This is a genomic window from Bordetella hinzii LMG 13501 (assembly GCF_001548475.1).
GTDB lineage: Bacteria > Pseudomonadota > Gammaproteobacteria > Burkholderiales > Burkholderiaceae_B > Bordetella > Bordetella hinzii.
In genome coordinates, this window is the sequence record NZ_LRUJ01000011.1 from 1 (window position 1) to 13,979 (window position 13,979).

11 protein-coding genes are annotated in these 13,979 nt (G+C 66.3%); 5 read left to right on the forward strand and 6 right to left on the reverse strand.

Going from position 1 to position 13,979, the window contains the following annotated elements; genetic code table 11:
- Nucleotides 1-708 (forward strand): uracil-DNA glycosylase (locus AXA74_RS09470; protein WP_060833156.1); only part of this gene is annotated, 708 nt, incomplete at its 5' end.
- Nucleotides 709-724: 16 nt separating this feature from the next.
- Here AXA74_RS09470 and lplT read toward each other — a convergent pair.
- Entirely contained in the window at nucleotides 725-2,038 is a 1,314-nt protein-coding gene (gene lplT, locus AXA74_RS09475) for a lysophospholipid transporter LplT (protein ID WP_029578759.1), read from the reverse strand.
- Between the two features lie 264 nt (nucleotides 2,039-2,302).
- Between lplT and smc the strand changes: the two genes are divergently transcribed.
- Genes smc through ligA form a run of 3 tightly spaced genes read left to right on the forward strand, consistent with a single transcriptional unit; the run spans nucleotide 2,303 to nucleotide 9,045 of the window.
- Entirely contained in the window at nucleotides 2,303-5,833 is a 3,531-nt protein-coding gene (smc, locus tag AXA74_RS09480) for a chromosome segregation protein SMC (RefSeq protein ID WP_032978322.1), read from the forward strand.
- Nucleotides 5,834-5,878: 45 nt separating this feature from the next.
- Nucleotides 5,879-6,961, forward strand: coding sequence for a cell division protein ZipA C-terminal FtsZ-binding domain-containing protein (locus AXA74_RS09485; protein WP_032963981.1), 1,083 nt, complete (start codon nucleotides 5,879-5,881; stop codon nucleotides 6,959-6,961).
- Nucleotides 6,961-9,045: an NAD-dependent DNA ligase LigA gene (gene ligA / locus AXA74_RS09490; RefSeq protein WP_032978319.1), complete on the forward strand. Its 2,085-nt coding sequence runs from the start codon at nucleotides 6,961-6,963 to the stop codon at nucleotides 9,043-9,045. The genes AXA74_RS09485 and ligA overlap by 1 nt, the downstream gene beginning before the upstream one ends.
- Nucleotides 9,046-9,054: 9 nt before the next feature.
- Here ligA and AXA74_RS09495 read toward each other — a convergent pair whose 3' ends face one another.
- The 4 genes from AXA74_RS09495 to AXA74_RS09510 all read right to left on the reverse strand — a co-directional run bounded on the left by AXA74_RS09495 (nucleotide 9,055) and on the right by AXA74_RS09510 (nucleotide 12,316).
- Nucleotides 9,055-9,825: an amino acid ABC transporter ATP-binding protein gene (locus AXA74_RS09495; RefSeq protein ID WP_029578755.1), complete on the reverse strand. Its 771-nt coding sequence runs from the start codon at nucleotides 9,823-9,825 to the stop codon at nucleotides 9,055-9,057.
- Complete coding sequence (locus AXA74_RS09500) at nucleotides 9,822-10,505, reverse strand: amino acid ABC transporter permease (protein ID WP_029578754.1); 684 nt, start codon at nucleotides 10,503-10,505, stop codon at nucleotides 9,822-9,824. The genes AXA74_RS09495 and AXA74_RS09500 overlap by 4 nt, the downstream gene beginning before the upstream one ends.
- Before the next feature lie 29 nt (nucleotides 10,506-10,534).
- Nucleotides 10,535-11,296, reverse strand: coding sequence for an amino acid ABC transporter substrate-binding protein (locus AXA74_RS09505; protein ID WP_370736557.1), 762 nt, complete (start codon nucleotides 11,294-11,296; stop codon nucleotides 10,535-10,537).
- Nucleotides 11,297-11,479: 183 nt separating this feature from the next.
- Nucleotides 11,480-12,316: an AraC family transcriptional regulator gene (locus AXA74_RS09510; protein ID WP_080700929.1), complete on the reverse strand. Its 837-nt coding sequence runs from the start codon at nucleotides 12,314-12,316 to the stop codon at nucleotides 11,480-11,482.
- Nucleotides 12,317-12,439: 123 nt separating this feature from the next.
- Here AXA74_RS09510 and AXA74_RS24370 point away from each other — a divergent pair, with 123 nt between their 5' ends.
- Nucleotides 12,440-13,126, forward strand: a complete 687-nt coding sequence (locus AXA74_RS24370; protein WP_162266984.1) for a glutathione binding-like protein — start codon at nucleotides 12,440-12,442, stop codon at nucleotides 13,124-13,126.
- A gap of 65 nt (nucleotides 13,127-13,191) precedes the next feature.
- Here the strand turns inward: AXA74_RS24370 and AXA74_RS09520 are convergent, their stop codons facing one another.
- Nucleotides 13,192-13,968, reverse strand: coding sequence for a peptidylprolyl isomerase (locus tag AXA74_RS09520; protein ID WP_029578750.1), 777 nt, complete (start codon nucleotides 13,966-13,968; stop codon nucleotides 13,192-13,194).
- Nucleotides 13,969-13,979: the final 11 nt, after the last annotated feature.

The window sequence follows — 13,979 nt, forward strand, 5'->3', positions numbered from 1 at the left end:
GCGCGGCCCGAGGCGGCCGCGCCCGAGGCGCCGCGGCCCGCACCCAAGCCGGCGCCCAGGCCGGTACTCAAGCCGGAACCGGCGGCCACGGTGGCCGAGGCGGTGGCCCCCGCCAGCGCCGGCATCGAGGTGGCCCGTCGCGTGGCCGGCTTCGATCTGGGGCAATTGCAGCAGGAAGTGCTCGCCTGCACGGCTTGCGGCCTGTGCCAGGGGCGCAAGCACGCGGTGTTCGGCGACGGGGCCCGGCCGGCGCGCTGGCTCGTGGTGGGCGAGGCGCCCGGCGAGCAGGAAGACCGGCGCGGGCTGCCCTTCGTGGGCCGTTCCGGCCAGCTGCTCGACGCCATGCTGGCCTCGGTGGGCATGAGCCGGGAGCGCGATGTCTTCATCGCCAATGTGATCAAGTGCCGTCCGCCCGGCAACCGTAATCCCAAGCCGGAAGAAATCGCGGCCTGCAGTCCTTACCTCATGCGCCAGATCGCCTTGCTGGCACCCGAGCGCATCCTGGTGCTGGGGCGTTTCGCCGCCCAGACGCTGCTGGGCACGGATGCCACCATAGGCAGTCTGCGCGGGCGCAGACATGTCCTGAAGACCGACGCGGGGCGGGAGATCCCTGTGGTGGTGAGCTACCACCCCGCCTATCTGCTGCGCAGCCCTTCCGAGAAGGCACGGGCCTGGCAGGACCTGCAGCTGGCCCTGCGGGCCGCTTGAGGCGGGCGGCCCAGCCTCAGTGCACGGAGTCCAGGGCCTTGCCGTGGCCCTCCTGGCCGATCTGCTCGTGCAGTTCGGGATGCAGGGCGAGATTGCGCTTGCTCCAGCGCATGAAGATCAGCATCAGCACCGTCACGATCAGGCCGAAGATCACGATCACGGTGTTGATGGACATGTCCAGCCACAGCATCAAGGTATAGGCGGCCACCATGAGCAGGATGTTGAGTTGCTCATTGAAGTTCTGCACCGCGATGGAGTGGCCCGCCGACAGCAGCACGTGGCCGCGATGCTGCAGCAGGGCGTTCATGGGCACGACGAAAAAGCCGGCCAGGCCGCCGGTGACCAGCAACAGCAGGTAGACGCTCCAGGGCGAGTAGACCAGGGGCATGAGCAGGACCACCAGGCCCATGGCCGCGCCCACGGGCAGCACGCACAGGGCGCGCCGCAACGGGATGCGGCCGGCGGCCACCGAGCCGATGACCGTGCCCAGGGCGGCCACGCCCATGAGGATGGAGGCCTGGTCCAGGCGGTAGCCCAGATGGCTGCGGCCCCATTCGATGACGATGAGCTGCAGAGTGGCGCCGGCGCCCCAGAACAGCGTGGTGACAGCCAGGGAGATCTGGCCCAGTTTGTCGCGCCACAGCACGCGGACATAGCCGGCGAAGGTGCGGACCAGCTTTACCGGGTTTTTCTGCTGCGGCGGATAGCGCACATGGGTGTTGGGAATCAGCAGGTTGCACAGCGCGGCCAGCAGGTAGACCACGGCGATGACCAGGATGGCCGCCTCGGCGGGGGTGCGCACCAGCTTGCCCAGCCCCGGATGGTGCAGCAGCACATCGGAGACAGTGGGCGAGATCAGGGCGCCGCCCAGCACGGTGCCGATGATGATGGACAGCACGGTCAGGCCTTCGATCCAGCTGTTGCCCTTGACCAGCATGTCGGGCGGCAGCATCTCGGTGACGATGCCGTACTTGGCCGGGGAATAGGCGGCCGCGCCGATGCCGACCAGGCCGTAGGCGCAGCAGACCAGGTAGGTTTGATAGGCCACCGGCACGCCCAGGCTGGCATAGGAGAACATCAGCAGGCAGCCGGCGACCTTGAGCGCATTGGTCACGAACATGACGCGCCCCTTGGGGTAGGAGTCGGCGAAAGCCCCCACGAAGGCCGCCAGCACCACGTAGGCGAGGGCGAACGACCATTTCATCAGGGGGGCCATCCAGTCCGGGCCACTGAGCTCCAATATCAGGGCGATCGCGGCAATGAATAAGGCATTGTCCGCCATCGAAGAGAAGGCCTGGGCGGCCATGACCAGATAAAACCCGCGTTTCAAGAATGTCCCCGCTGCGCCCGGCCCGAACGCGGCCGAATTGTTGAATTCAGTGTCAGATTGAGAGTGTCAGCGAGTATAGCGTCCACGCCCCAGGAGCGTGCGTCGGCGTTTCCCCGTGTCCCGGGGCGGGCGCCGGCCTTTGCCGCGCAGGCTCCTGGGGTATCATACGACCGTTACCAGACCGGCCTTCGAGGCCGGTTTGCCAATCTGTGCGGCAGGTCCGTTCAACGCCCCTCGTTCAACCTACCCGGTCCGTCATCTCCAGTGCGCCTTACCCAACTCAAACTCGCCGGCTTCAAGTCTTTTGTCGACCCCACCGTGATTCCCGTGCCCAGCCAGCTGGTCGGCGTGGTGGGTCCGAACGGCTGCGGCAAATCCAATATCATCGACGCGGTCCGCTGGGTGCTGGGCGAGGCCAAGGCCTCCGAACTGCGCGGCGAGTCCATGCAGGACGTCATTTTCAATGGCTCCGGCAACCGCAAGCCCGCGGCCCGCGCCTCGGTGGAGATGGTGTTCGACAACAGCGAGGGGCGCGCGGCCGGCCAATGGAGCGCCTACTCCGAGATCGCGGTGCGGCGCGTGCTGACCCGCGACGGCACCAGCAGCTACTACGTCAACAACCAGCAGGTGCGGCGCCGCGACATCCACGACATCTTCCTGGGCACCGGCCTGGGCGCGCGTGGCTACGCCATCATCGGGCAGGGCATGATCAACCGCCTGATCGAGGCCCGCCCCGAGGAGCTGCGCGTGTTCCTCGAAGAGGCCGCCGGCGTGTCGCGCTATAAAGAGCGCCGGCGCGAAACCGAGAACCGGCTGTCCGACACCCGCGAAAACCTGACCCGCGTCGAAGACATCCTGCGCGAACTGGGCAGCCAGCTCGAAAAGCTGGAGGCCCAGGCCGAGGTCGCCAAGCAATACCGCGATCTGCAGGCCGATGGCGAGAAGAAACAGTTCGCGCTGTGGTTCCTGAAGGAAACCGGGGCGCGCGACGAGCGCGACCGCAAGAACCAGGAAATGGCCGAGGCCCAGAACCAGCTGGAAGCCGCGATTGCCCAGCTGCGCGCCGGCGAGGCGGCCCTGGAGTCGCGCCGCCAGGCGCATTACGCCGCCAGCGACGCCGTGCACCATGCTCAGGGCCAGCTCTACGAAGCCAATGCCCAGGTCAGCCGCCTGGAGGCCGAGATCCGCCATGTGGTGGACTCCCGCAACCGGCTGCAGGCGCGGCGCGACCAGCTGTTGGCCCAGATCGAGGAATGGAACGCCCAGCAGGAGCACTGCACCGAGCAGATCGCCGCCGCCGAGGATGACCTGGCCAGCGCCGCCGCCCGCAGCGAGGAAGCCCGCGCGGCGGCCGAGGATGCCCATGCTGGGCTGCCGGCCATCGAGGCTCGTGTGCGCGAGGCGGCCGCCGGCCGCGACGAAATGCGCGTGGCCCTGGCGCGTGTCGAACAGAATCTCGCCCTGGCGGCGCAGACCCAGCGCGATGCCGACCGTCAGCTGCAGGCGCTGGAGCAGCGCCGCGAGCGCCTGCAGCAAGAGCTGCGCGAATTGCATACGCCCGATCCGGCGCGCCTGGAACAACTGGCGGGCGACCGCTATGCCGGCGAAGAGCAACTGGAGGCCGCGCAGGCGGAGCTGGCGGCCCTGGAGGGGCGTGTGCCCGAGGCCGACGCCGAGCGTAGCCGCGTCCAGGCCGCCGCCCAGCAGGAAGCGCAGAACCTGGCGCGCCTGGATGCGCGCCTGACCGCCCTGGTCAAGCTCCAGGAAGACGTGCAGAAGCAGGGGGCGCTGGAGCCTTGGCTGGCCAAGCACGAGCTGGCCGGCCTGGGCCGCTTGTGGCAGAAACTGCATATCGAACCCGGCTGGGAGGCCGCGCTGGAGGCGGTGCTGCGCGAACGCATGGCCGCCCTGGAAGTCCGCAACCTGGACTGGACCCGCGCCTTCGCCGACGACGCGCCGCCCTCGCGCCTGGCGTTCTACCAGACGCCGCCGGCCGCGCCGGCGCCGGCCGCCATGCCCGGCTTCACGCCCCTGGCCAGCCTGTTGCGCATCACCGATCCGGATCTGCGCGCGCTGCTCAATGACTGGCTGCGCGGCGTCCATGTCGCCGATGATTTCGCCCAGGCCCTGGCCGCGCGGGCGACGCTGCCGGCCGGCGGCGTGCTGGTGGTCAAGGCGGGGCATCTGGTCGATGCCCACAGTGTGCGTTTTTACGCGCCCGACTCCGAGCAGGCCGGCATGCTGGCCCGCCAGCAGGAGATCGAAAACCTGCAGCGCGAAATCAAAGCCCAGCAGCTGATCGCCGACCAGGCGCGCAGCGCCGTGGCGCGTGCCGAGGCTGCCTGGCAGCAGGTGTCCCAGGCCTTGGGCCCGGCCCGCCAGCGCGTGGGCGAATTGACCCGGCGCCTGCACGATGTGCAGCTTGAGCATTCGCGGCTGCAGCAACAGGCCGAGCAATCCGGCGAGCGCGCCAATCGCCTGCGCGAGGATCTCCAGGAGTTGGCCGCCCAGGAAGAAGACCTGCGCGCCACCCGTGAGGAAGCCGAGGCGCGCTTCGAGGCGCTGGACGCCGAACTGGCCGAGCACCAAGGGCGTTTTTCCGATGCCGAGATCGACGGCGAAAGCCTGGCGGCGTCGGCGGAAGCCGCGCGCGCGCGCCTGCGCGAGCTCGAGCGCGGCGCCCAGGAGGCCGAATTCGCCGAGCGCGGCATCCAGGCGCGCATCACCGATTTGCAGCGCAACCGCCAACTGGCCATGGACCAGAGCCAGCGCGCCGGCACCGAGCTCGCGCAGCTCGAAGTCGATCTTTCGGAGCTCGACGCCTCGGCCACCCAGGCCGGCCTGCAGGATGCGCTCGAACAGCGCGCCGAGCGCGAAGAGGCGCTGACGCGCGCGCGCCAGGAGATGGACAACCTGGCCGCGCTGCTGCGCGGCGCCGACGAAGACCGTCTCCAGCAGGAGCGCCTGCTCGAGCCCTTGCGCGCCCGCATTACCGAGCTTCAGCTGCAAGAGCAGGCCGCCCGGCTGGCCGAGGAGCAATTCACCGAACAGCTCAATGCCCGCGAGGTGGACCGCCAGGCCCTGGCCCAGGAATTGGCCGCCATGCCCGAAGAGTGGCGCCGCGCCAGCTGGCTGCAATCCGAGGTCGGGAAGATTTCACGCCAGATCGATGCCCTGGGCCCGGTCAACCTGGCGGCCCTGGACGAGTTGAGCACCTCGCGCGAGCGCAAGACTTTCCTCGATTCGCAGCAGACGGACCTGATGACCGCCATCGAGACGCTCGAGGACGCGATCCGCAAGATCGACCGCGAAACCCGTGAGTTGCTGCAGGAGACCTTCAATACGGTCAACGGCCATTTCGGCGAGCTTTTCCCTAAGTTGTTCGGCGGCGGGGAGGCCAAGCTCACCATGACGGGCGACGAAATCCTGGATGCCGGGGTGCAGGTGATGGCCCAGCCGCCTGGCAAGCGCAACAGCACCATCCACCTGTTGTCCGGTGGCGAAAAGGCGCTGACGGCGACCGCCCTGGTGTTCGCCCTGTTCAAGCTCAACCCTGCCCCCTTCTGCCTGCTGGACGAAGTGGACGCGCCGCTGGATGACGCCAATACCGAGCGCTATGCCAATCTTGTGAGCAGCATGAGCGAGCAGACCCAGTTCCTGTTCATCTCGCACAACAAGATCGCCATGCAGATGGCCAAGCAGCTGGTCGGCGTTACCATGCAGGAGCAAGGGGTTTCGCGTATCGTTGCCGTAGATATTGATTCGGCCGTGCAGATGGCCGCTGAAGCCGCTTAACCACCTCTATATTGAAGGGCGCCTTTGCCGGCGCGGGATTTTTAAATGAGTGATTTGCAGATTGGGCTGATCGTCCTCGGCGTACTGCTGATACTGCTGGTATTGGGTTTCAACTGGTGGCAGGACCGCCGGGTGCGCCGCCGCATGCAGGAGCATTTCCCCGCCAGCGAACAGGATCCCTTGCTGGGAGCGGGCGAGACGCCGCGCCCGGCCCCCGTCGCGGCCGACACGCCCAGGCAGCGCCGCGAGCCCGGCATTGGCCAGGCGGCGGCCGCCGCCCCGGCGAGTGCCCTCGTCGAGGCGCCCGCCGCGCCCGAGGCCGATGACGGCGAGGAGCCCGATCCCGCCGTCGAAGTCGTGATCGAAATCCATTTCGCCGAACCTGCCCGCGGCGCCGACCTGCTGCCCTATATGCAGTCGCTGCGCCAGGTCGGCAAGAAGCAGCTGCGCGTTTTCGCCAGTACCGACCGGGGGCGCCACCGCAGCCGGATCGCCGCCGAGGAGTCGTACAGCGCGCTGCAATTGGCCGTGCTGCTGGCCAATCGCAGCGGTCCTTTGACCGCCATCGAATGGTCGCAGGCCTGGGCCCGCGCCCAGGACCTGGCCGATCGTTTCGAAGGCAGCATCGAAGGGCCGGACCAGCAAGCCGTGCTGGAGCAGGCCGCCCGCCTGGATGACGTCTGTGCCGCGCTGGACACCCAGGTGGGGCTGACGCTGATGCTGGGCGGGGCCCAACCCGCCGCCGAGGTGCTGACCGTGGCGCGCAGCATGGGCTTTGCGCCCGACGGGGCGCGCCTGGCCTGGCTGAGCGACACCGGCGCCGTGCGCTTCACGCTGGCCCGCGGCGATGGCGCGGCGTTTGATGCCGGCATGGGCGGCATCGAACGCCTGCACCTGCTGCTGGATGTGCCTTGCAGCCCGGCTGATCCGCATGCCTTCGGCCGCATGGTCGAGGTGGGCCGCGACCTGGCCGGCCGCCTGCGCGCCGAACTGGTCGATGACCAGGGCCGCCCGCTTGCCGAAGGCGCGGAAAAAGTCATCGATGAGCGCCTGCAGGTGCTCTTCGAGCAGCTCGAGCAGGCCGGCCTGCGCGCCGGCAGCGAGCGCGCGCAGCGGGTATTTGCCTGATGGCCAGCAACGCCGCCGAACGTGCCGCCCGCCTGCGGGCCGAGATAGCGCAGCACAACGTCCGCTACTACGTCTACGACGACCCCACGGTTTCCGATGCCGAATACGACGCGCTGATGCGCGAGCTGACCGCGCTGGAAACCGAGCATCCCGAATTGGTCACGCCGGACTCGCCCACGCAGCGCGTGGGCGCCGCGCCCCTGGCCGAGTTCGGCAGCGTGCGGCACGCCGTGCCCATGCTCTCGCTGGGCAATGGTTTCGAGGACGAGGACGTCCATGCCTACGACAAGCGCGTGAGCGATACCCTGCGTGGCGCCGGCCTGCTGGGCCCGGCCGAGCAGGCGCATTATTTCTGTGAACTCAAGCTCGACGGCCTGGCGATCAGCCTGCGCTATGAAAACGGCGAGCTGGTCCAGGCGGCCACCCGCGGCGATGGACAGACCGGCGAAGACGTCACCGCCAATATCCGTACGATCAAGGCCATCCCGCTCAAGCTCAAGGGCCGGGCGCCGGCCGTGCTCGAAGTGCGCGGCGAGGTCTTGATGAACCGCGCCGAATTCGAAAAGCTCAACCAGAAACAGGCCGCGCGCGGCGAAAAGGTCTTCGTCAATCCGCGCAACGCGGCCGCCGGCAGCCTGCGCCAGCTGGACCCGCGCATCACGGCGCAGCGGCCGCTGCGCTTTTTCGCCTATAGCTGGGGCGAGGTCCAGGGCCTGCCCTCCGGCCTGACCGAGGCCTTCGACGAAACCGCGCCCGGCATGGGCGCGGCCTCCACGCTGCCGCGCGACACCCATGGCGGCATGCTGCAGTGGCTGTCCGAGCTCGGCCTGCCGGTCAATGTGCGCTTCAACCACAAGGCGCAGGGCGCCGAGGGCCTGCTGGCCTTCTACCGCCGCATCGGCGCCGAGCGCGCCGGCCTGCCTTATGACATCGACGGCGTGGTCTACAAGGTCGATTCGCTGGCCGCGCAGCGCGTGCTGGGTTTCGTGGCCCGCGCCCCGCGCTGGGCGCTGGCCCATAAATTCCCGGCCGAGGAAGCCACCACCGATTTGCTGGATATCGAAGTCCAGGTGGGGCGCACGGGCGCCATCACGCCGGTGGCGCGGCTCAAGCCCGTCTTTGTCGGCGGCGTCACCGTCACCAACGCCACGCTGCACAACGAAGACGAGATCCGCCGCAAGGACGTGCGCGTGGGCGATGTGGTCGTGGTGCGCCGCGCCGGCGACGTGATCCCCGAAGTGGTCGGCCCCGTGCTCGAGAAGCGCGGCGGCGAGCTGCCTTTATTCGTCATGCCCACGCATTGCCCGATCTGCGGCTCGGCCATCGAGCGCCTGGAAGACGAGGCCATCGCGCGTTGCACCGGCGGCCTGTTCTGTCCGGCGCAGCGCAAGCAGACGCTCCTGCACGCCGCCGGCCGCAAGGCGCTCGACATCGAAGGCCTGGGCGAGAGGCTGGTCGAGCAGCTGGTGGACAACGGCCGCCTCAAGACCCTGGCCGATGTTTTCACGCTGGATGCCTTCGAGCTTGCCGCGCTGGACCGCATGGGCAAGAAGTCGGCCGAAAACCTGGTGGCCGCCATCGACCGGGCGCGCCAGCCCTCCCTGGGACGCCTGCTCTTTGCCTTGGGCATACGCCATGTGGGCGAGACCACGGCCCGCGACGTGGCGCGTCATTTCGGCAGCATCGACAAGATCATGGATGCCGACGAGCAGGCCCTGCTGGCCGTGCCGGATGTCGGCCCGGTGGTCGCCGGCTCCATCCACCGTTTTTTCCGCGAGGCGCACAATCGTGACGTCGTGCACCAGCTGGAAAAGCAGGGCGTGGCGCCGCAGGCCGAAGCCCAGCCGCAAGGTGGCAGCCTGGCGGGCAAGACCTTCGTGCTGACCGGCACCATGCCCAATTGGAGCCGCGACGAGGCCACGCGCCACATCCTGGCCGCCGGCGGCAAGGTCAGTGGTTCGGTATCCAAGAAGACCTCCTATGTGGTGGCCGGCGAAGAGGCCGGCAGCAAGCTCGTCAAGGCGCAGGAACTGGGCCTGGCCATCCTCGACGAAGACGGCCTGAAGGCCTTGCTGGGGCAATAGCCCGCGCGTCTAGACGGGCTGCCCCCACTCCTGGGGCAGACCCTCGGTCAAGGTGGTGGCGAAGGCCTGGGTGCGCGGATCCCGCGCTTGAGTGAACACTTCCCGCGGCGTGCCGGCCTCCACTACCTGGCCCGCCTGCAGAAACACCACCTGGTCGGCGATGCTGGCGGCCAGGCGCAGATCGTGCGTGGCCATGATCATGGTCATGCCTTCTTCGGCCAGCCGCTTGAGCACGTCCACGACTTCACCGGCCAGGGAAGGGTCGAGCGCCGAGGTCGGTTCATCGCAGAGCAGCACGCTGGGCGAGGGCGCCAGGGCGCGGGCGATGGCCACCCGCTGTTGCTGGCCACCCGACAGCGTGGCCGGCCAGGCTTGGGCCTTGGCCGCCATATCGACTTTTTCCAGCAAGGCCATGGCGCGTTCGCGCGCCCGTGGCTTGGGCCACCTGAGCACGGTCACCAGGCCCTCCATGACGTTGTCGATGACGGTCTGGTGCGGAAACAGCTGGAAATTCTGGAACACCATGCCCGTCTGGCGCCGCACGCGCTGTATGGCGTCGCGCGGCGGCCGCTGGCCGGCGAAGACCAGGTTCTCTTCGCCGATCCGCAGGCTGCCGCGCTCGGGGATTTCCAGCAGGTTCACGCAGCGCAGCAGGGTGCTCTTGCCGCTGCCCGAGGGGCCGATCAGGGCTGTCACGCTGCCTTGCGCCACCCGCACACTGACCCCGCGCAAGACATGGTTGTCGGCAAAATGCTTGTCGATGTCGCTCAGGGCTATCATCGCTGCTGCTCCGCAAAAACGGCATGCTGGCCGAAGCGTTTCTCCAGGCGCACCTGCAGGGCCGACAGCACTGAGCTGAAGACCAGGTAGATCAAGGCGGCTTCCGTGTAGAGAATCAGGGGTTCATAGGTCACGGCCGCGATGCGCTGCGCCGCCTGGAAAATCTCGGGCACCGTCAGCACGGCGGCCAGCGAGGTATCCTTGACCAGCGCGATGAAGGCATTGGACAGGGGCGGCACGGCCACCCGGGCGGCCTGCGGCAGCACGGTGCGGCCCAGGGCCTGGGCGCGCGTCATGCTCAGCGAATAAGCGGCTTCCCATTGGCCTTTGGGCACGGCCTCGATGGCGCCGCGTATCACCTCGGAGTTGTAGGCCCCCACATTCAGCGTGAAGCCGATGAGCGCCGCTGGCAGCGGGTCCAGCACGATGCCCACGCTGGGCAGGCCATAGAAAATGACAAAGAGCTGCACCAGCAGCGGCGTGCCCCGTATCAGCCAGACATAGAAGCGCATCAGCAGGGCGATGGGCCGGGGGCCGAACAGGCGCAGCATGGCCACGGCAAAGGCCAAAAGCAAACCGGCCGCAAACGATATCAACGTCAGCGGCACGGTGAACTTCAGACCTGCGATAAGCAGCGGCCAGAAGGAATCGAGCATCAATTGGAGCCAGGCAGGCGCCATAGGCATCTCCAGGTCGGGCCGCTATGGAATCAGGGCGTGGCGGACAGGTCGGCGCCAAAGTATTTTTCGCTCAGGCGTTTGTAGGTGCCATCGGCCTTGATGTCGGACAGGGCTTTGTTGATGGCCGCCTGCAGCTCCGGGTTGCCCTTGCGCAGCAGCACGCCCGATTCGCTGAACTCCTTGCTCTTGTCATAGGCCGCGATGTGTACCGGCGCGTTGGGCTTTTGCTTCTTGAAGTCCAGGAAAGACAGCTTGTCGTTGACCGTGGCGCGCACCCGCCCGGACAGCAGCAGGTCGATGGCCTCGTTAAAGCCCTGCACCGGCACCACTTCGGCGCCATAGCTCTGGGCCAGCTTGCCGAAGTTGCTGGTCAGCGTGTTGGCCGAGCGTTTGCCCTTGATGTCGGCGAAGGCCTTGATGTCCTTTTCGTCGTCGCGCACGATGAGCACCGCCTCGGACGAGATATAGGGATCGGAGAAGTCATATTTCTGCTTGCGCGCATCGGTGATGCCCACCTGGTTGATCACCGCGTCGTAGCGCCTGACGTCCAGGCCGGCGATGAGCCCGTCCCACTTGCCTTCGACGAACTGGGCTTTCACGCCCAGCTTGTCCGCGATGGCGCGGCCGATCTCGACATCGAAGCCGGTCAGTTCGTTCTTGGCGTCGTGGAAGGAAAACGGGGCGTAGGTGCCCTCGGTGCCTATCTTGATGACGCCGGCGGACTTGATCTGCGCGAGGTCATCGGCATGCGCGGCGGCCAGGGGCAGCAGTCCGGCGGCCAGGAAAGACATCAATGTGCGGCTCAGGATGTTCATCGTGCTTCACTCCGGAAAAGAGGTTGATAAAGCACTCTAAAGGCAGGTCTATTTTTCCACAAAGAATATAAAAACGTGAAAACATGAGAAAAAGTTATATTCAATGCCCGCCCGGGCACTGACCTGCCGAGGGCCGCGGCGGCCCGGCCGCGGCAGCCGTCATGCCGGCGCCTGCCGCTGCGATGGAAGCCCCCTGACAGCCACTGGCGAGAAGCCAAAACGCTTCTTGAATCGAACCGAGAAGCGTGAGGCCGATTCATAGCCGACTTGGCAGGCGATGCTTGCAATCGGACGGTCGGTGACCTGCAGCAGTGTCAGTGCCGTCGTCATGCGCACGTCGATCAGGATGTCGTTGAACGACTGTCCGGATTCCGCGAGCCGGCGCCTGAAAGTCGCTTCGCTCATTGCCAGGGATTGAGCCAGATCTTTTGCGAGCCATTTTTTTCCAGGAGCGGCTCCGATCATCAGGCGCACCTTTCGTTGCAGATCGGCGGGCGCCGCCGGATTGAAAACCAGCTTCACATGCGCCAGCCAGGCCAGGAGTTCCTGCATGCGGTGTTCGGCGACGACATCAGGGACATGGCCGGGCGACACAATGGCCTGGACCGTCCGCTCGAATGACTGCACGAACTCGCCGCCCAGACCCTGCAGGGCGGCGATGGTCGCCAGTTTGGGATGATTCGGATATGCCCGTTCGAGCTTGGACAGTATCGGATCGGCGCAGACGATCCACGTGGACTCGAACTGGCCCCGTTCGGTTGCGTTTTGCACATCGCATATCGAACCCGCCGCAATCGCCACCGCGTCGCCTGGCGACAGGACGATCTTCTTGCCATTGGCCTGGACGGTTTTTCTGCCTCGCCTCAGCAGAATGAGCGACGGATGGTCGGTGACGAAGGTGTGAACGCGCAGATCGTTCCGCTGCAGGACGGATGCGGCCAGGCCTATGCCCTGTCTCGACCAGACCACTCGTTGGATTCGCGGTTCAGTGCGCATGTGCGGCCTTGGCGTGAGCGGGGAAGATCGATCCGAGCGGACAACATTGATCGGATCAGCACATCAAGTGATTGTACCGGCACAGCAGGCGGAGCAGTCCGCGTCTATTCTGGACTCCCGCATTTGAACGATGAAGACGGAGACGCCGCAATGATTTTGTACTCTTCGCCGCTGGCCTGTTCGTGCGCGGCCCACATGGTCCTGCTGGAACTCGGCCTGCCGCATGCAGTCGAGTTTGTCGACATCTATGTGCAGCCGCATGTGCTGGTCGGCAATGGCATGTCATTCAGCGAGGTGAGCCCGAAGGATTCGGTGCCCGCGCTCAGGCTGGACTCCGGCGAGCTGCTGACCGAAATTGGAGTCATCCTGCAATACATCGCCGGCCTCAAGCCCGATTCCGGCCTGTTGCCTGAAGCGGGCAGCATGGCGCGCCTTCGCGTGATGGAGTGGTTGAGCTATGTCGGCTCCGAGGTGCATAAGACCATCGGGCCGCTGTTCCACCCGCATATGCCCGAGGCCGCGAAGGAAATACACAGGCAGAACCTCCATCGCAGGCTGTCCTATATCGAAAGGCAGTTGGCGCAGCACGCCTATTTGACGGGCGAAACCTTTACGGTGGCCGATGCCTACCTGTTTGTCATGATCGGCTGGCGGCCTTATTTCAAATTCGACATCACGCCGTATCCGGGCATCATGAGCTTCCATGAGCGGGTCGTTTCAAGACCGTCATTCGCCCAGGTCCTACGCATCATTGAACCCATGCTTGCGAAAATAAACCTTCCGGCATTTCCCGATGCAAAGTCCCGCTGAGGCCCCTGCCGCCGGCCGCCATGAAAAAACCCGCCGGGCGGCGGGTTTTGGCGGGGCAGGCGGGTTTATTGCACCTTGGCCTTTTCGCGCAGATCCTTCTGGAAGGCGTTCAGCTTTTGCTGGCGCATCATTTCTTCCAGTTGCGGACGGACCTGGTCCAGCGGCGGGAATTCCACCGGGCGGGTGTCCTGCACCTGGATGATGTGCCAGCCGAATTGCGTCTGGACCGGCTTGTCGACCGTCTGGCCCTTCTTCAGCTTGGTGACCGCGTCGGCGAAGGGCGGCACGTAGTTGGTCGGGGGCGCCCAGCCCAGGTCGCCGCCGCGCTCGGCGCTGCCGGGATCCTTGGAGTTCTTCTTGGCGGCGTCTTCGAACTTCAGCTTGCCGCTCTTGATCTGGGCCAGCAGGTCGTTGGCCGTCTTTTCGTCCTCGACCAGGATGTGGCGGACCTGGTACTCCTGCTTGCCGGCCTGTTCCTTCTTGATTTTTTCGTACTCGGCCTTGACGGCATCGTCGGTGACCGGGTTCTTTTGCAGGTAGTCGGCCATCAGGGCGCGCACCAGGATGCCTTGGCGGGCCAGCTCGATTTCAGTCTGGATATCGGCCTGCTTGCCAATGCCTTGCTTTTCGGCGGCCTGCACGAAGACCTGGCGATTGATCATTTCCTGCTTGACCTGTTCACGCAGTTGCGGCGAGTCCGTGGCGCCCTGGGTGACCAGCAGCTTGACGAAGTCGTCCAGGCTCTTCTGGGTGATGGCCTTGCCGTTGACGGTGGCGACGTTTTGCGCGTAGACCGGCATGGCAATGGCGCAAGCTGCAGCCAGCATGAGGATGCGTTTCATGAATGTCCTTC